Annotated in this window: 18 protein-coding genes; 12 read left to right on the top strand and 6 right to left on the bottom strand. The window is 62.7% G+C overall.

What is annotated here, in order from left to right; genetic code table 11:
* Positions 1 to 116: 116 nt before the first annotated feature.
* A complete protein-coding gene (locus HLH45_RS21675; RefSeq protein ID WP_046932423.1) occupies positions 117 to 380 on the bottom strand; it encodes a hypothetical protein in 264 nt (87 codons plus the stop codon).
* A 1,237-nt stretch (positions 381 to 1,617) separates the two neighbouring features.
* Here HLH45_RS21675 and HLH45_RS20955 point away from each other — a divergent pair.
* The 12 genes from HLH45_RS20955 (at position 1,618) to HLH45_RS21010 (ending at position 11,222) form a co-directional block, all read left to right on the top strand.
* A complete protein-coding gene (locus HLH45_RS20955) occupies positions 1,618 to 2,550 on the top strand; it encodes a DUF3560 domain-containing protein (protein WP_223670291.1) in 933 nt (310 codons plus the stop codon).
* Positions 2,551 to 2,633: 83 nt separating this feature from the next.
* A complete protein-coding gene (locus HLH45_RS20960) occupies positions 2,634 to 2,825 on the top strand; it encodes a hypothetical protein (RefSeq protein ID WP_015462633.1) in 192 nt (63 codons plus the stop codon).
* Position 2,826: 1 nt separating this feature from the next.
* Positions 2,827 to 3,234, top strand: coding sequence for a hypothetical protein (locus HLH45_RS20965; protein ID WP_040156347.1), 408 nt, complete (start codon positions 2,827 to 2,829; stop codon positions 3,232 to 3,234).
* Between the two features lie 26 nt (positions 3,235 to 3,260).
* A complete protein-coding gene (locus tag HLH45_RS20970; protein WP_046932490.1) occupies positions 3,261 to 3,542 on the top strand; it encodes a hypothetical protein in 282 nt (93 codons plus the stop codon).
* 322 nt (positions 3,543 to 3,864) lie between these two features.
* Entirely contained in the window at positions 3,865 to 4,686 is an 822-nt protein-coding gene (locus HLH45_RS20975) for a hypothetical protein (RefSeq protein WP_046932433.1), read from the top strand.
* A gap of 634 nt (positions 4,687 to 5,320) precedes the next feature.
* On the top strand, positions 5,321 to 6,025 hold the full coding sequence (locus tag HLH45_RS20980; protein WP_046932434.1) for a DNA-binding protein: 705 nt from the start codon (positions 5,321 to 5,323) through the stop codon (positions 6,023 to 6,025).
* 112 nt (positions 6,026 to 6,137) lie between these two features.
* Positions 6,138 to 6,509 carry a single-stranded DNA-binding protein gene (locus tag HLH45_RS20985; RefSeq protein WP_017160559.1) on the top strand — a complete coding sequence of 124 codons (372 nt, stop codon included), beginning with the start codon at positions 6,138 to 6,140 and terminating at the stop codon, positions 6,507 to 6,509.
* Positions 6,506 to 6,901, top strand: a complete 396-nt coding sequence (locus HLH45_RS20990; protein WP_223670292.1) for a hypothetical protein — start codon at positions 6,506 to 6,508, stop codon at positions 6,899 to 6,901. Before HLH45_RS20985 ends, HLH45_RS20990 begins: the two co-directional genes overlap by 4 nt.
* On the top strand, positions 6,898 to 7,758 hold the full coding sequence (locus HLH45_RS20995; protein WP_015462640.1) for a ParA family protein: 861 nt from the start codon (positions 6,898 to 6,900) through the stop codon (positions 7,756 to 7,758). The genes HLH45_RS20990 and HLH45_RS20995 overlap by 4 nt, the downstream gene beginning before the upstream one ends.
* Positions 7,751 to 8,887, top strand: a complete 1,137-nt coding sequence (locus HLH45_RS21000) for a ParB/RepB/Spo0J family partition protein (RefSeq protein ID WP_046932437.1) — start codon at positions 7,751 to 7,753, stop codon at positions 8,885 to 8,887. The genes HLH45_RS20995 and HLH45_RS21000 overlap by 8 nt, the downstream gene beginning before the upstream one ends.
* Positions 8,888 to 9,603: 716 nt before the next feature.
* Positions 9,604 to 10,122 (top strand): plasmid mobilization relaxosome protein MobC, encoded by a 519-nt coding sequence (gene mobC, locus HLH45_RS21005; protein ID WP_223670293.1) that lies wholly within the window; start codon positions 9,604 to 9,606, stop codon positions 10,120 to 10,122.
* Positions 10,119 to 11,222, top strand: a complete 1,104-nt coding sequence (locus tag HLH45_RS21010; RefSeq protein ID WP_046932439.1) for a relaxase/mobilization nuclease domain-containing protein — start codon at positions 10,119 to 10,121, stop codon at positions 11,220 to 11,222. Before mobC ends, HLH45_RS21010 begins: the two co-directional genes overlap by 4 nt.
* 58 nt (positions 11,223 to 11,280) lie before the next feature.
* Here HLH45_RS21010 and HLH45_RS21015 read toward each other — a convergent pair whose 3' ends face one another.
* The 5 genes from HLH45_RS21015 to HLH45_RS21035 form a co-directional block, all read right to left on the bottom strand.
* Positions 11,281 to 11,883, bottom strand: coding sequence for a TrbM/KikA/MpfK family conjugal transfer protein (locus tag HLH45_RS21015; protein ID WP_046932441.1), 603 nt, complete (start codon positions 11,881 to 11,883; stop codon positions 11,281 to 11,283).
* Positions 11,884 to 11,912: 29 nt separating this feature from the next.
* Positions 11,913 to 12,473, bottom strand: coding sequence for an OmpA family protein (locus HLH45_RS21020; protein ID WP_046932443.1), 561 nt, complete (start codon positions 12,471 to 12,473; stop codon positions 11,913 to 11,915).
* A gap of 217 nt (positions 12,474 to 12,690) precedes the next feature.
* Entirely contained in the window at positions 12,691 to 14,370 is a 1,680-nt protein-coding gene (locus HLH45_RS21025; protein ID WP_046932445.1) for an LPD7 domain-containing protein, read from the bottom strand.
* Positions 14,371 to 14,382: 12 nt separating this feature from the next.
* Positions 14,383 to 15,009, bottom strand: a complete 627-nt coding sequence (locus HLH45_RS21030; protein WP_017160641.1) for a KfrB domain-containing protein — start codon at positions 15,007 to 15,009, stop codon at positions 14,383 to 14,385.
* Positions 15,010 to 15,102: 93 nt separating this feature from the next.
* Positions 15,103 to 17,829 carry a type IV secretory system conjugative DNA transfer family protein gene (locus tag HLH45_RS21035; protein WP_152666351.1) on the bottom strand — a complete coding sequence of 909 codons (2,727 nt, stop codon included), beginning with the start codon at positions 17,827 to 17,829 and terminating at the stop codon, positions 15,103 to 15,105.
* Positions 17,830 to 17,856 lie beyond the last annotated feature (27 nt).

Below are 17,856 nucleotides of genomic sequence, written 5' to 3' on the forward strand. Positions count from 1 at the left end.
TGTAATCGGCTCCCGCAGCAGATTGCTGCAAATTGCTGCAATTTTGCAGCCCGCCCATCATTGAGGCAATGAAAAGTTCGGGAGGCACATATGTAAGACGACTGAGGGCGCTAGCGTCAGAGAAAGCGTTTCAGGTCTGCAATCGGCGCGGGCAACTCTTCTCCGTATGCGCTGTGGCGCGCCACCGCTGCCGCCCATGTGCTTTCTAGCTCGCTCATATCGATGTCTTCGCGCGGTGTCGCAACGTAAGCCCGGCCGCCGCAGTCTGTGCAAAATGGGTCTACGCCCTTGCAGTTCGGGCAGCGAGCAAATTGCCAGAATCCGCGCTGGATGAACACGCCGGCCAAGCACACGTAGCAGACAATTCCGGCTTGATCCATTGTCCCGCACGGGCTCCCGCACGCATCGCACACGCCAGGTGGGCCGAATAGCCAGGGATCAAGTCGTGGTCGTTTGCGGTTGCCCATGGGACAGATTACCCATGCCGATGTCGCAGAACATGCGAAAACGAGCCTGTGCCGTGCGTCTGATCCAGTCCAGGCGGGGGCGTGACCGCAAGCGGTCACCGGCTTGGGGTGCTGCGCACCGATGCCGCGTGCCGCGTCATCGCCAGTCGGCCCTAATCCTCGCCCCTGCGCGCTCCGCTTGCAGAAGCAAAACCGCACCCCTCCAGCACGCCGTTTTCCGAAGGGTCGGGGACCAAGGATTGGCGACAGCCCGGCGGCTGGCCAGGCCGAGGCATGTCGCCAACGCCCTGGCCGGCACGCTGAAAACTGTCTTGGTCACAGATCAAGCTCACCAGGTCCGCGATCGTGTCGCCAACTCCGCCGGCGGCGCTGCCGACGACCAGGTGCCCGATCCGGGGTGTAGGGGGGAACCCCCTACGGACAACGCCTCACCCGCGCAAGCGCGGCTTCAGCGCCGAGAGCAACGCTCCCGCCGCCGGCAGGGAGCCACCCCCACCTCCCCACTGCAAACCCGCTTTTGATGGCGCCGCTAGCCCGTCCGCGGCTTGTCCACGGCCGGCGCGCAGCGCCGCCCCGGAGCCCGGAGACCTCCCTATCGGAGGGGTCCGGGGGAAGCGGTGGGCAAGCTGGGGGCGGGCGTCCTATCGCACGCGCCGCAAGACAGTTGCAGCGCACGCGCCGCACACGTCCCGCGCTGGCGCGCAAGACAGTTTCAGCGTGCCAATCGCACGCCGGCCAGTGCGGCCGCCCTGCCCTGCAGAACGGCCACCAGCTCGATCACCAAGGCGATCACCAGCGACGGCCGCACACGGCCGCAGAACCGCGCCTGCGGCTCGCCGGAACGGCTCCATCTGCACGTCGCTGACGCGACGCGCTCACGGTCCACGGGACCGCTCCCACACGTCGCCGGTGGCGTGCTGCATCGCTGAGACCCTTTCGCCTGCCCTGAACGGTAGTCCGGGCGCTGCGCGGCCATCCAGGGCACCGCTTCGCTGATCCGCTCACCCGGTCCCTGCGCTGCGCTCCGGGCTGCGGCTTCCCGTCTCTCCCTGGACACCCGCTTGACCCGGCCGACCTACGGGCAACACGGCGAAAGGCACTCAGCGAAGCAATGGTCAACTCCCCCCACAACAGCAAAAGGAGCGTCCCGATGAACCTAAACACGCCCGCGCCGAAGCGCGATACACAAGATCAAGAGCCGGCTCCTGCATCTAGCAAAGCAATGTGTGAGAGCAACAGCAATCAGATCGACCACACTGAGGAAAAGACCCCGATGAACAGCTATGAAGCCAAGTTGGAAGCCCGCCGTGAACGCCTGCTGACCCGTGCCCAGGAAGCGAACAAGAACGCCGACAGCCTGCACAAGAAAGCCCGTTCGATGGCCGGTGCGATCCCGTTCGGGCAGCCCATCCTCGTTGGGCATCACAGCGAAAGCCGGGACCGTAATTATCGCGAGCGCATACACAAGACGTTCGGCAAGGCGTTTGCCGAGATGGACAACGCCCAGCACTACGCGAGCAAGGCGGCGGCCGTCGGAACGGGGGGGGTCTCCAGCGATGACCCGGATGCGGTCGCCAAGCTGCGCAAGGAGCTGCAAGCGATGGAAGCATCACAGGAGCGGATGAAGGCCGCGAACAAGGTCATTCGGACGAAGAAGACGCCGGAGGAACGCGAAGCCGCATTGATCTCCCAGGGGTTCACGGCTGCGGTGGCCGCCGACATTCTGAAGCCGGATTTCTGCGGCCGCGTCGGCTTCCCGAGCTACGCGCTCAGCAACAACACCGCGAACATGCGACGGGTGCGGTTGCGCATCGATGAGCTGGAGAAGCGCAAGGCCTCGGCTGACGTGGAGCGGCGTGGGGACGGTTTCACGTACCGCGAGGACGTAGCGGAAAACCGGGTGATGTTCCTTTTCGACGCCAAGCCGGACCAGGCGACGCGCACGCTGCTCAAGCGTTACGGGTTCAAGTGGAGCCCGAGCCGCGATGGTCAACCGTGGGTTCGGCAACTGAACAACGCCGGTATCTACAACGGCAGACAGGTATTCGACGCCCTCAATTCTTCCAATATTGGTGACATTTGATCGCCAATATGAGGTACATTGGAAACACAGGATTACCAACTTGGAGTCCCCTACGGGGGCTCCCACTACCCAGGAGGGTGCCCGTGAAAATCTTCCGGTTTCTGGACGACTTCATTGTCGTGATCGCCAAGGCTGTTATCCGCGCTGTATTCGCCGTCGGGACAGGCCTGGTCTACATCCAGTTTATTGGCGGCCTGCTGCTGACGCTCGCTTTCGGTACGAGTGCGCTGGTCCTGGTGCTTGCTGCCGTGCGTCGTGCCGTCCTCGGAGCCTGATATGACAAAGACCACCAAGCGAGCTACGGCGCACCTTGCCGCGCTTGTCGACGAGTTGCCAAACCTGATTACCGGCCTTGACCAAGAAATTCAGTCAATCACCGAGACGATGGCCGGGCTTAAAAGGCAGGGCTTAGTGTACGCCTCGCCATTCTGGAAACGCGACAAGTCCGGACAGCCCAAATATTTCTACCTGCTGCATACCCAGCGCAAAGGCGAGCCGCGTAACCGCGAATATATCGGATGCGATGCCAACCGCATTGCTCGCGCAAATGCCGCGATCGAGCGAGCCAAGCAGTACGACAACTTGAACCAGCGTCTGACCCAGCTTCAGAGCCAGGCCGAACAAGGCGTGCGCGTGCTTGCTGATGCAAAACGCGTCCTGACCGGCAACGGTCGGACGTGGTGAGCTTCAATTTCCGAGCAGGTGACGACGTGAACGAAGATCAAACCCAGTTCGCCCCGACCGCGATCGATGCTGCGATCGATGCGCTGGACGAGCTATCCAAGGGGCATCAATTCTGCGGCGATGACCTGATCGCCGCGGCCTACGCGCTCGACTACCTTGCGATGCAGAGCGGCGATCTCCGGCGCATTGCGAGCGATCCCGGCTTCGCTGGCTCAATGCAGGGGACGGAGACGGCCGAACGAGTCGCGCGGCTGCTGCGCGAAGTGCGGCGGCACATCATGCCTGCAGCATTGGCGACGCTGCACTGATCGACCGCGCGTGAGCGTCTACAGCTACGCTCAACGGAGCGCAGATGATGGCGCTGCTGGCATCTTAAGGCCCGAGCGCCGATACTTGGCAGCGATATGACAACGCGGGTGGGCTAGCTGCTAGCGCAGTAGACCCCCAAAAACGAAAAAACCGCCTTTGGCGAGGCGGTTTTTTCATCACTGGACTGGCGGGAACACCAGACCAATGGGGCAGTAACGTACCCCCATCCTAATCCCGCCGGCGAAGCCGTGCAAGAGGGAAAAGGATGCAAAGGCCTAAACGCCGAACACCTTGCCCCGCTGCCGTTCATCGGCGCGGGACATGCCAGCAGTAGATCCAGGCTCCCACACGCCAGGCCCCGAACCGACCGCCACCATCGGCCGGCCGCACAAGCGTGTGCATTGGCGTCAGCCCAAGCCGCCGTCCGGCAAGAAGCGCCGGCCGGCCGTCCTCGATGCCACCCGCGAAGCGCTGGTGCGGAGCCTGGAACAACGGCGAGGCTCGCTGTGGATGCGGATTAGCCGCAACGTCATCGTGGCCGGCTATGCCCTGGACAAGGCGCTGACGCGGGTGCGCGCTCTGCGCAAGGACGGCGCCGAATCACTGTTGGCCATGTCCGTCGCCCTGCTCTACCTGGCCGACGTGCGCACCGGGTTTGTGGGCAAGCCGCGCCAGGGCGGCGGCCCCTGGCAGCGATACACCCTCAGAGACCTCGCCCAGCTCGCCTATGGCGCACAGACCGGCGCCGAGCTGGAACGCGCCAAACGCTCGATCGACATGATGGTGAGCCTTGGCTGGGCATTCCCCACCAAGCAGGTGCGCCGGCACACCAAAGACGCCGAAGGCCGCGACGGGTGGTGCAGCGAGCCGGGCGTGCGCCGGCTCAACTTCCAACGGCTGTGCGACATGGCCGGCACCAGCTGGTTACTCAAGCGCGACCGCAAGCACGCTGACCAGGCGCGTGGGACCGGTGTTGCGTCCTTCGCCCAGGCGCACGCACGCCGGCAGTCGCCTCAGGACGCGGGCACTACGCCGCGCACGGGCGCTGCCCGCCCTGCGGCGCACCGAGCCACGGGCGACCCGCCAGGCGGCGCGCAGAGTGCCGTGCAGCACATCTCCGACATCCTCGCCATGTTCAAATAGCCGTCGCCGGCAGGCTCGCCCCTGCCCGATGCCGCAAAAACAGGCGCACACGCCGGCAAATCTGCCGCGAAAAGGCGAGCCGCCCTGACTTTGGCGGCCTCGATCACCACCCCGCCGCCCTCAACTACACCCCCCGAACCGAGTTCCACCCCGCTTCGGGGGATAAGCCTGTGGGGAAGTAACGTTATTTGTGACCCTTAATTGCCAGGCCATCCAGTCAACCTTTGGTTGAAAGCACAGTCAGTAGAGCACTCAACAGCAAATCGGCGTCGCCGCCGCTACGCGCCGACGACAGCGTTAGAAGCTCAATGGAGGGGCTGCGCCCCTCCCACCGCCGTTGCGCACCAACCGCATTGCTGCCTCAAGCAACCCATGTGCGCAACGGCGGCGGTTCCCTCCTGCAAAAAGCAAAAACGGGTCAGCAGGGAGTAATTAACCGGACTTCGAGGAGGCCATGACCCTAGAAAGGCTGTCGGCTTCGGGTTGCCTGCGTTGAAAAGCGGTCACCGTGCGCTACGCGCACACAAGCCTGCTGCGTGCCCGCCGAACGGTATGCAATCAAGCGCAAAACCGCTTGTATGATAAGAAGAATAATACTGTTATTCTTCTTATCATACAAGTATCGGAACCGTACATGGACCCCTCCCAAGACGCACGTGATCGCATCCTCGCCGCCGCTGATGCGCTGTATGAACAGGCCGGCCGTGAGGTCTTTCCGACCGTCGATGCCGTGCGCAAAGCGGCCAAGGCCAACATGAACGAGGCAAGCACCGTCATGAAAGAATGGCGGCGCACACAGGCGCGTCCGGCGTCGGTTGCCGTCCAGGTGCCCGAGCCGGTGCAGCAGGCCGCAGGCTTGGCGGTGGTGGCCATTTGGCAGGCCGCCCAAGAGGTGGCCAACGACGCGCTGCGCGCGGCCCAGGCCGGGTGGGAAGCCGAGCGGCAGGAGGTGGAGGCACTGAGCCAGCAGATGGCCGACGCCTACGAGGCCCAGGCACTCGAGCTTGAAGCGGCCCAAGCGCGCATCGCCGAGCTGGACGCCGCCCTGCAGCAGGCCGTCACGGCAGCGGCGACCCACCAGGCCGCCCTTGACCAGGTGCGCACTGCATTGGTGGACCTACAGCAGCGGGCTAGCACGGCCGAAGCCCGCGCCAGCGAGTTACGCACCGAGCTGGATCGGGCGCACCTGGTTGCTGCCGAGCAGCGCAACGCGGCCGGGCAAGCGCGCGAAGAGGCTGCAACCCTGCGCGGTCGCTTAGCCGCTTTCGAGGGCATGGCCACCTCGCCCACCCCGGCTAAAACCAACCCCGGCAAGCCTCGCGGCAAAGGGACTGGCTAAATGCATCAAGCCGCAATTTGTTGTCTATTTGTTGTATACTTGTTGTAGATTGCGTTTCTATCCAGTTATACTGGCCGTGCGGTCAATCCTGGCCGCGCCACTCGGAGCCTGTATGCAGAGCAATGTATTCGTCGGGAATCTGGCGAAGAATCCCACCCTCTCCGGCAATGGTGACCGGGCATATTGCCGGTTCACCCTCATCTCCAACGAGTACGCTGGCCGCGATGGAGAAGGTGCCGCCCGAGAACGAACCGTCACCCTGTCGTTCGTCGCGTTCAAGTCGATGGCCGATCGCATCGCAAGGAATTGCATGAAGGGCGATCAGTTGATCGTGGAACACCGGATTGCCAACAACAACCGGGAAGTGGACGGCGAGACCGTCTACGGCTTCGATTTCATCGCGGAACGTGTGCAATTCGGTGCACCGGGCAAGGAAAAGCGCGAACACCTCGCAGAGAACCAGGGAGCAACGACTGAACCATGACAGCCCCGAATCCAAGGATTGACGCCGTCCAATTCGACCGCGTGGCGGCGTCATGCAGGTGGCGGCCCTATTCCTTGGGGGCGGTACGCTCGATCTTGGTCGATGGTGCGTCGATCGCCGAAGCAGCGACGGCGCATCAGATCACTGCCAAACATGCCCGCGTGCTGATGAATCGGTTCCTGGCGAAGGCCGAGCAGCAGAGACTTGAAGAGTTCATGCAAGTCGAGCCCCCGAAACAACCCATCGCATTACTAGAGTCGTATGCGAATGAGATCGTGACCCTTCGGGACAAGGGTTACTCGGCAGACCAGATCGCCGCTTATCTCAAGAGGCACGGCGTCGTTACAAATGCCACCAAAGTGCGCAATTTCATAAGGAGCAATCGGGCATGAAAACTGTTGTTTTCGCCAACCAGAAAGGCGGCGTTGGTAAGTCCGCGATCCTGGACCAACTGGCCTACTATTTCGTTCTTCAGCGTCAACTGCGCGTCGTTGTGATCGACTTCGATCACCAGAAAAACACCACCAAGGCGCTCACCACCGGCGGGCTGTGCACCGTCTCCCCTGTGACCAGCAGTCAGATCCTCAGCGCCGGGAAGTCAGCGATCGGGCGCGCTGATTTTGTCTTGGTCCCTGGCGACGGGGAGTTGTACAAGATGGAAGAGACGGCGGCCGAACTGACCGCGTTCGTCAAATATGCGAAGGAACAGGGGAAAACCGGTGCGCGGGACGGGCGCAGCGAGTATGCGACCAACCTGCTATCCGCCCTGACGGAAATCGCGCCTCACTTCGATATCTGCCTGATCGATACCAATCCGAACCCTGACATCCGTCAGCTCGCGTCGCTTGTGGTCGCCGACTATGTCGTCTCGCCGATCCAACTCAACCAGGAAGCCATTGACGGCATTGGCGACCTGCTGAACCACCCGAAGCTCGGTATCCGCAAGATCAAGGCGACGATCAACAAGAAGCTGACTTTGATCGGAATCTTGCCGAACATGGTCGAGCCGACCCCGTTCCAGCGCGACAATTTCACTGCGCTGGCGACCCACTACCCGCAGCTCCTTATTTCTATGTCTCCCCTACCCGGCTTTGCCGCCGTGAAGAAGACAACGGCAATCCCCGAGGCGCAGGCTGTCGGGCAGCCCGTCTGGAAGCTGGGCAAGACGAGCGCGCGCGATGCTTGGACGCAGATGCGGCCCGTCTTCGACAAGATCGCCGAGGCGATGGAGGTTCCGAAGAATGATTGACCTGAGCGCACTCAATGGGGAACCGGACGATCAGGTGACCCCGGTCAGCGAGCCGGACGGCACACCGTTCCGCATCAAACTTGCCGACATCGAGCGGGATCCCAAGCAGCCGCGCAAGCGGTTTACCCAGGCCGATATTGACGCCCTGGCGGAGAACATCAAGGAACGCGGCGTCAAGCTAGCTATTTCCGTCAAGACACATCCCACGAAGCCCGGAAAGTGGCTGATTAATGACGGCGAAGTTCGCTGGCGTGCCTCTAAGCAGGCAGGCGTAGAAGACATCCCGACGATCGTGGATGAAGACTTCGACAGCTTCGACCAGGTCAACGCTAACGAGCTGCGGTACGCGTTGCATCCGATGGATCTTGCCGAGTTCATCAAGGAAAAGGTGGGCGAGGGTTTCAAAAAAGGCGTAATTGCCAAGCGTCTCGGCAAGCCGGCGAATGCCATTACGGAATTGCTTGCGCTCGTAGATGCTCCGGCTTGCGTCACTGATGCCTGCATGTCTGGTCGCTGCACGTCGCCGAAAACCCTCTACGAGCTGCGCGCGCTCGCCGAGAAGTATCCGGAACAAGTGCAGGCGTGGTGCGATAGCGACGTGGAGATCACACGCGCATCCGTCGCCGCGCTCGGTGATAGCCTGAAGGAGAAGAAGGCGCCGAAGCCGTCCGACCCTGCTTCGGGTGATGCTGGCACCAGCCCGGAAGCCGGCGGAAAATTTCGTCATGACGAAAAAAATGGTGGAGGCAGTCAGGGAACGGGAGCGGCCGGGTCTGACGACGGAGACGAAGGTCCTGGCTCCAGCGGTGCTGGAAAATTTCGTCATGACGAAAAAACGCAGGGTGGCAATCAGGACGAAGCCGCCGGGTCAGGTGCAGGAGCGGGTAGCGGCGACGCGGACACGGGCGAACTGACGAGCTGGCCTCGGGGCAAAGCGGTGTCCGATCCGGACAGCATGAAGCGCCCCCTGTTGCTGGTCGAGCATGACGGGCGTGCTGCGGCGGTCCTGCTGAACCGCCGGCCGTCTACTGCCGGTCTCATCCGCATTCGTTACGAGGATGGAGGCGGCGACGCTGAAGTGGATGCCGGGACGGTCAAGATCAACCGGCTGATGGAAGGCGAGAAGTGAGACGAAGAGGCGGGCTTATCAGTCCGCCTCTCTCGTTTCGGAGCCAGTACCAGGGGTGTAGGGGGAACCCCTACGGATAACGCCTCACCCGCACATGGATGGTTTCAGCCTCGGGGACAGTTCTCCCGCCGCCTGCAATGAGTAACCCCGACGTCCCCTGCAAACCGCTTTGATCGGTTGGGCAGGGTGCAAGGCCAGGGTGAGCCCACCGAGCAGATGTGCAGACCCCGAACGCCCTCAGGGCGTAGACGTGACATTACCGTTGCCGATAGCAAATCGGACCGAAGGGAACGGCAGCGGCCGGGTCTGACGATGGAGACGAACGTAGTGGCTCCAGCTGCGCTGGAAAATTTCGTCATGACGAAAAAACGCAGGCTGGCAATTAGGACGAAGCCGCCGGGTCAGGTGCAGGAGCGGGTAGCGGCGACGCGGACACGGGCGAACTGAGGAGCTGACTTCTGTGCAGACCCAGACGCCCGAAGGGCGTAGACGTGAAATGACCGTTGCCGATTCCTGAATGTCCCGTCTGAAAGCCTGACCTCGAGCAAGTTGCACCGAAGCAGGCCCAAACGACACCAGAGCAAGAGCAAGGAAGGGAAGGGACATTGCAGGATAGGCCATAGGCCGGTACATTGTGCGCACAATGTATTTGCACGGGTAGCCCGTGCATTGATTGAGGTCGACTGGAAACGCCATTGGAGAAGCCAAGCAGGTCGTTGAACCTGCACCTAGGCCCGGAGCGCAAAGCGCGGTGGGTGGCCTACTGCGCTGCCCGGGGGAAGACGCCGGGCGCAGCGATTTGCGAGGCGATTGACCACACGCTCGCTACCGCTCCTAAGGAGCCGGCCAAGCTGTACCGTCAGACACACCAGGCGCCGGACGAGCCCAAGCAGCGGTTTGAAATCCTGTTGACTGCATCGGAGAAGGCGGCCGTTCGCGAACGAGCAAACATCGAGCGATGCTCAATGAACCGTTGGGGCGTTGACGCCATCCGCGCCGGCCTCACCGGCGAACCCCAGTTCGGTACGAAGGAAGTCGATACGCTCGGCGAGTCGAACTACCAACTCTTGGCGATCGGTCGAAACCTCAATCAGATCGCGCGGCGTCTCAACGAGGGCAAGTCGGCCCGCGTGACGGTCGAGCAAATCAAGATGCTGGCCGACCGCATCGACCAGCACACGAAGAAGGTTGCCGATGCAATCCGCGCCAGCCAAGAGCGTTGGAACATCGAATGACCCGACAGAGCATCGAGCTGGACCTGTCGGACTTCGCCGACGCCGCCCGGATCACATACAAGAAGACCCGCAAGGCGAAGCGCACCCCGCGAGGGGCGAAGATCACAGGCCCGGAGTCGCCAAAGCCGAACCGGTCGGGACCGGCCATCCGGGCGACCATCGACCGGATCACGCGTCGCGTTCCCGAGGTGATGGTGAAGATCACCCAGGGCAAGAAGAATCCGGAGACGGGAAAGCTGGAGATCCTCTGCAAGGACATGCGCGGCGTGCGCGCGCACATGCAGTACATATCCCGAAATGGCGCTGTCGAGCTGGAGGACGAGAACGGCCAGCGCTACCTTGGCCAAGAGGACGGCAGGGACGTGCTGCGCGCTTTCGCCCGCGCTGGCACACCGATACCGGAGCGCGACGGCCGGCGGCGAGAGGTTTACAGCATCGTCCTGTCGATGCCGCCAGGGACGGACCGGGACGCGGTGAAGGCTGCCGCGCGGGACTTCGCAGCGGCTGAGTTCAGCGGTCGCCAATACGTGCTTGCCGCTCACGATGACGACGCCCATCCGCACGTCCACCTTGCGGTCAAAACGGCAGATGCGCGCGGTGTCCGGCTCAATCCACGTAAGCCCGATCTACAGCGCTGGCGAGAGCTATTCGCGGAAAAGCTGCGCGACCACGGCATAGAGGCGAACGCCAGCGATCGACGCCTACGCGGCATCGTCAAGAAGAGTGAGCGCCAGGCCATCCGGTCTCTGAAGGATCGAGGCGAGACACCAAGGCTGGTGGCGCAGCAAGAGGCGCAGGCGGGCGACGAGGCTGCCGGGCGCAGCCGTCACGCGAACCCCGCCCAAAACAAAATCAGCGCAGGCAGGCGGAGGATCACGGCCGCCTATGGCAAGGTCGCGCGGTCGCTGGCTACCGGCGATGCCGAGGACCGTGCGCTAGCGCTCCGGATTGTCGAGCTGGTGAAGGCCATGCCGCCGCCGACGACGCGACACGAGGACCGCGTGGCACAGTTGCGTGCGAATAATAAGACGGCTGGCGTCGATTGCGGAGCCGATCGGGACGCGGCGAAGGAGAAACCGGAGCAGGGCAGGGACCGTTGAGGCAAAAAAAACGCGGCCTAGGCCGCGTTTTTTTGGACTACTCGCGCTGCTATCGCTGCTATCGCTGCATCCGCTGCCAGTTGGACCCGTCGCTGTCCCAACCGTTGTCGCCCCCGCTGGAATTGCCGGAGGCCTGGCGCTTGTTGTACTCGGCCAGCGCGGCGTCGTACTGGTCAGGATCGACCCAGTGACCGCCCTTGCCCGGCTCACCCACGTAACGCGCTACCGTGCCGTTGGTCTGGTCCACGTTCTCATTGCCGCCATACGCCGAGCAGTACGACGGCGCCGAGTTACGCACGTAGCGGGCATTACCATAGCCCTGATAGGCCGTCATAGAGGCGTTGAGCGTGGCCGCATCACACCGGCCGGCGCCATTGGCGATGGAGTCCACCAGGGACTTCATCTTGTCATCCGACTCGGAATCGGGGCAAAGCTGAAGGAAGCTCTTGCGCTTCTTGATCGTGTCGCTGACCTTGCGGGCGCTGATGCTGAAATACTTGCGGATGGACGGTGCGCATTCGTCGGGCCGCTGGCCTGTGGAAAGGCACAGAATGGCCTCGCAAGCTAGCTTCGTGTCGCCGGTGAACTCTTGCGCGGACGCAGCTCCGGCCGCTGCACATGCAGCGACGGCCAGGGCGAGAGATCGAACAGACAGGTACATGGGGGAATCCTCCGTGGTTGCCGCAAGCGTCACTTGCTGATGAATTCGATGTCCACGCGCCTATTCAGAGCGCGGCCATCGGAAAGCCGATTGTTCGACCGGTAGTCCCCCGCCGACACAAAGTTTAAGTCGATGATCCCGCTCGGGACGCCCTCACCGATCAACCAGTCCTTCGCCGCTTCCGCGCGGCCGCGCGCGATGCGCTCATCGCCGGACGACGGGTTCGGGTTGTCCGTTCTGCCGCGCACCTGGACGTGTGCAACGCCGGCGGCAATCAAGCCGCGCAGATGAGCAACCTGCGCCGGTGTCGGGCGGAACTGCGCGCTGTTCCAGGGGAACTGCACGCTGACCACTGGGTACAGCGGCCGAGCGGCTGCACGCGGCGCCTGCTGCCGCTGTACAGCCTGCGGTCCGCCCTGGTGCTGCACCACCACCACGGGCGCCGACGGAAACGCCTCCTGCTGCAACGTCTGAGCCGCGACAGGGCTGTTGACGGGTACACGGTCCCGACCGCTAACCGTCGGAGGCTTGGGATGGGACGAACACGCCGAAACCGCGAAAGCCACGCCGACGAGAGCCAATGCACGCATTAGAGACTCCAATATTTATATTTATGCGAGCCAATATTATATATTTTGGCATTGATGCCGCAATGCTGGCAGTGAATTTCGCTTGCGTGGCGCGCCCTTGGCGACAGATGCGAACTGGCCAGGTCGTGTAGTTGTCGCCAATGTGGTGGTGGTGGCGGGGCATAAAAAAACCCCAGCTATGGGCTGGGGTCTGAAACAACGAGACGCATCGCGTCCGCTATCGCGTCCGCTCGGCGTTCCGCTGCACCACGGGTGACGTGCGCTCTTGCTCCGGCACACGTTGCGGGGCCGCCTTGTCGTACATCATCACCGGCGGCAAGGTGCCGGCCTTCGACTTCTCGGACACCACCCGACCGATCTCGGCCATGACCTTCTCGCGGGCCTGCGGGTCTTTCACCTTGGCCTCCATCACCTTCGCTGCGATGGCGGTGATGACCTTCTCGCGATCGCCCTTGTGCGCCTCCCACGTGTTGCGGTGGGTGTTGATGGTCTCGCTGCCGATCACCTTGCCCTTGTCGTCCCTGGTCAAGGCTTCCACCGTCACGGGCTGATTGCCCTTGAACTCCAGGCGAACAGCATCGCCCGGATTAAGTTTGGACTCGCCGACAGCTCGGTCCAGATCCTTGCCCCAGATGGTGCGCTCGCCGGTCTCGGTACGCAGCTTGACGAAGTAACTCATCTTCTCGGCGGGATCGTTCTGATAGGGCGCTGCCCCATGCGCGAGCATGATGCCCTCATGGACCGCCAGTGAGCGCGCAGGAGCCCCGCCAGCACTCCTTGGCTTCTCCGGTGCGGAGATCGCCTCAGACGGCTTCTGAGCGCCATCTGCGGACTTCTCGGCGGTGGCGGAAGGCGATGGTTCCCTAGAGCGCTCCTGGACACGCTCAGTGCCTCGCGACACTGAGTTGCCCATGCGGCGCTCTTGTTCGGCCGCAAGGGCTTCCAGGTCGCGCTCAGTGGGCTTGTAGCCGGTTGACGCCATGCCGCGCAGACTGGCCTCCATCCAGCCGGCCTGGCGGAACTCCGGATGCCCGTCCAGGTGAACCATCTTCCAGCCCTTCGCGTCGGCCATCATGACCATGGCCCGCGCCACCCGCTGATCGTTGGAGGCCGTCTTCAGCCTATCGCCGACATCGCGGAACGCGATCCGCCCCGGCTGATCCTTGAAGTAGTGCCGAGGCCCGGATGTGTTGAACTGAGCGTTCACCTGTTCCATGAGCTGGATGCGGCGGTTCTTCTCTGCCTCCACCACATCATGCTCAGCTTCGACAGGCTGCGGCGCGAGTCCGGCGCGCTGCTCGAGGACTTCGACGCGCTCCAAGCGGTCGGCTTCCTTGTCCAGCTCCTTGACCGCGATCATTTCGCGATCGGCGCGACCTTGTAGCTTGCTCAGATCGCGGTCCACGCCGTCGATGCCGGCGTTGCGCTCGTACTCATCGCGGTCGCGCTTGCGCAGCTTGGCGGCCATCGCCAACGCCTCGGCCACGTCAACGGATTCCAGCTCGTTGCCCTTAACCTCGCGGATGGTGTTGACCTCGGTTGCTTCCTGCGCGCGGTCCTCGTTCGCCGGGGCTCGGCGCTCAATCTCCTTTGGCGTGAGGCCATGGCTGAACGCCAGATCCTCGCCGGACAACGAGCCCTTCGTCGCCTCGGCCTCGCTGATGCGCAGAGCATTGCGCTGGCCTACGGCCTCCGTCAGTCCGACCTCGTTCACGCCCTTGATCCGCACGACCTGCTTGCCGTTCAGCCGGAACGACAGGTCGTAGGCCGTCTCGCCGTCTACCTCGCGCTTGTCGAACCTTACAGCCGTGATCGGCTTGTCATCGATCATCATCACGCCGTAGCCAGGCATCGCGCTTTCAGCCGGCACGCCGGCATTGGTGGATTCATCTGCCATGACGAGCCCCCCTTACCGTTCCAGACTCGGCGCATGCGCCTTGTCTTGGCCCTTAGCGGGCACAGCGATCGAGCGCGCCGTTTTTGCCCCCTCCTGGACGGGGGCGGTCGGTGCCTTAGCCATATCGGCCGCCAAGGCCTGCACGCCCTGCACATGCGCCACGAACGCATCGCGCTGCTTGGCCGTCTTGAACGCCGTCTGCGCGTACTCCTTCGCCGCCTCGACGGGGTCCACTGCCTTGCGCTGGGTCTGTGCCTGGTTCTCGGCTGCACGCTCCGGGTTCCAGGGGTAGGCCTTCGCTTGGCCGTCGCGGTAGTGCACTTGGATGTTGCGATTGACCAGGTCATTGTTCTGGTCGCGGCTTTGCAGCTTCGGCCCCTGGAACTCGACATCGTTGCGCAGGTGCACGATCGCCGACCTGTGGCCCTTACCAATGGCCTGGACGATGAAATCCTTATCGGCGTGGATGACCGGCCCCTTATAGCCGTTCTTGCTGTCGCTCTTGGCCGGATATACATCGGCCTCCTTGCCCAGCTTCTCCGCGACAGTCGCGCGGATCTCTCTCGGGATGTCGGTCGGCTTGATCCTGTCTTCGGCCTTCGACTGGTTGGTGCTGGCATTGCTGGTGTCGTTCGACATTTCAGGTACTCCTATGGACTGGGCTTTGCCCGCTTACGTCACAGCCAGAATGGCCGTGCTCGTAAATTTCAAGACCTGATCGACCGAAAATTGTCATTTCCGCTCGATCGGGCTGTCAAGAATGGATAAATCAAGGATGGGTTTAGTAGGCGCCGCCGCAGGCATTGGCGCCGCGTCGTCGTCCTCCAACACTTCGTCGTCCGGATGAACGACTTCGGTGTCGCCATCGAAATCAGAGAGATCCGGCAACTCGTCGTACAGCCGCGCCTCGTCGTCTTCGTCCAGCTCGGGCACGTCATTGCCTTCGGCGTCGGCGTCGACATCGTCCTCCGCAACCGCTTCGCTGTGGTCGCCTTCGTGCGCCAGATCGTCTACCGCATCCACGGGTGCGGGCTCGGCTGGCGGCTCAGGCTGCGCCACGGGCTTGACGACGATCGGGGCGATGGCGGCCGCCGGCGCCGCTGCAACCGCTGCCGGTGGCTCGGCTGCATGGGCCGCGCGATCACCATCGCCATCGCCATCGCCATCGTCGTTGTCGGTCTCCGCTGCCGCCTCCGCATCGAGCCGCGCCAATTCCTCGTCGCTCACCGCATCCTCGTCACCAATGTCCTCTGCAGAGGGCTGCGACGCGGCGTCAAGCGCGTCGAAGAAGTCGGCGACGATGCCCTGCACCTGTTCGGGCGGTAGCTCCTGGCCTGCGGCCAGGTCGCGGATCTTCGACGTGTCCATTGCCAGCTTGCGCAGGTCGATGCCGCCGGCGATGTCATCCGGCGTTACCTCACGCACGCGGCTCTGCACGATGGCATCGTGCAAATCGAAATCGATAGTTGGCACGGGTGCCGCGAGCTTCCAGCTACCCCACGATCGCTCTAACTCGCGCTGTGTCGGCTTACGCCGCATCCCCAGGAAGTTTCGCGTGAGTAGCGATGGATCTACTTCGGCCAGCCGGTCCAGGAACACGTAATCCTCGTAGTACCGGATCTTCGTGCACTTGATCGCCTTGGTGTTCTCCAGGTTGATGATTTGCTCGCGCTGACTCATTTCCTTCAGCTCTTGCGGCATCATCAACGGCCGTTTCTGGTCAGACTCCGACTCGGAGCCGCCAGAACGGCCGAGCTGGCGACTGCGGCCGGTTGACTTGAAGGTGTAGTACCCGAGCGCTTCCGAATAATCGTTCGCGTCGCGCTGTTCGCGCGGCGTGTAGAAAATCTGACACGCATGGTTCGTGACAAGTGTCCGCGCCAGGTCGCGCCCGTATCCCATTGGGATATCCGCTTCCAACTGGCCGGCGGACTGAATGATGGTCACCAGCCGCAGACCATAGCTCGCCATGTACGCGTTGGACTTCGCAATGATGCCGATGCGGCCCGGCGCGGTGAACTCGTCCATGAGCATCATGCAGTGGTATTTCACGTCTGGCGTCGCGTTGAGCTGCACGTCGAGGTTCAGCTTGACGAGCTGCGAAAACAGCATGTTCATGATGAGCCGCGCGCTATCGAGCTTGGCGGCAGGAATACCGATGTAGATCGACATCCTCTTGCGGCGGACCTCGCGTAGATCGAAATCATTCGCTGCGGTGGCCGCGTCGAAAATCGGACTTGCCCATAGCGTCAAAGGCGCGTTGAACGTGGACATGATGCTGGACAACGTGTTGTCCGAAGTCGTCACGAACCGGTTCAGCGCATCTACGCACTCCGACGACAGCGGCGGCAGGCCCACGCCGTCCCATTGCACGATTGGCTCAAGACGCCGTTCCGTCTCGTACTCGGCGCCGCAATCCTTCAATTGCTCTTCGATCGCCTCGATTTCAGCGGCCGGCACGTTCTCGGCGACTGCGAACGGGATCTCATCGCAAAGCGCTTCCGCCTCGGCCTTATCCACCCGCTTCAGGTCCATGATGACCTTCACCGTCTGCGCCTGCTCCTCGCCGGCGCTGTTGAGCATGATGTCGCCGAACTCGCGGTAATTGCGGGACGTGATGATCCCCTGGATGTGGTCTTTGGCGGACTTGCCCTTGCCCGAGGCCTGGCGCAGCAATTCGCCGAATGTGCGCGGCAATTCGGGTGTTTCACACAGGTAGAGAACCAGCCCTAGGAACAGGTTGCGCGCCGTGTCGTCGAAGAACGGTTCTTTGCCGTCGCCGGGATAGATTGCATATCCAAGGTCCAGGATGTCACCGACGCGCAAACGCGGGTCGTCACTGATATAGCCCAGTGGGTTGTAACGGTGGGTTCGACCATCCTCCGCGAACGGATTGAACAGGTAGCAGGCGTGCCCGTAACGGGCTCGCCAACCCGACGTGATCAGGAAGTTCTCTTGCTTCACGTCGAGGACGACCACAGAGTCCTCCCAGCTCAGCAGGTTCGGGATCACGATGCCGACGCCCTTGCCGGAGCGCGTCGGGGCCGACAGCAGCACGAATTGCAGGCCTGGAAAGAGTAGGAACCGCTTCTTCCACTTGCCGACGATGATGCCTTTCGGCGCAAACAGGCCTGCGGCCGCTATCTCGCCCTCGTTGGCGAACCGCGAGTCGCCGTAGAGCTTGCGTTGGTCTCGCATCGCCGCAATCGTGGCGGCAATGATCGCGCCATATATCGGGACCGCCGGGATCACCAGCGCCAACAGAAGGCGCTTCGCCACCGGGGGATTGTCCTTGTAGTAGCTCCAATAGAGCCACCATGTGCCGAAATCCGTCTTGCCGATCGGATTTGCTTTGCCGAGCAGGTAGAACATGACGCCGCCCATGTAGACGACGCCGGCAGTGCCCGCGACCAACACCAAAAGGACAAAGACAAGCTTTGCCCACTTCTCACCACTCATAACCTTTCCTCGCCTAGGGTAGGGCGC

This window comes from Xanthomonas euvesicatoria (assembly GCF_013112235.1).
GTDB classification, from domain to species: domain Bacteria; phylum Pseudomonadota; class Gammaproteobacteria; order Xanthomonadales; family Xanthomonadaceae; genus Xanthomonas; species Xanthomonas euvesicatoria.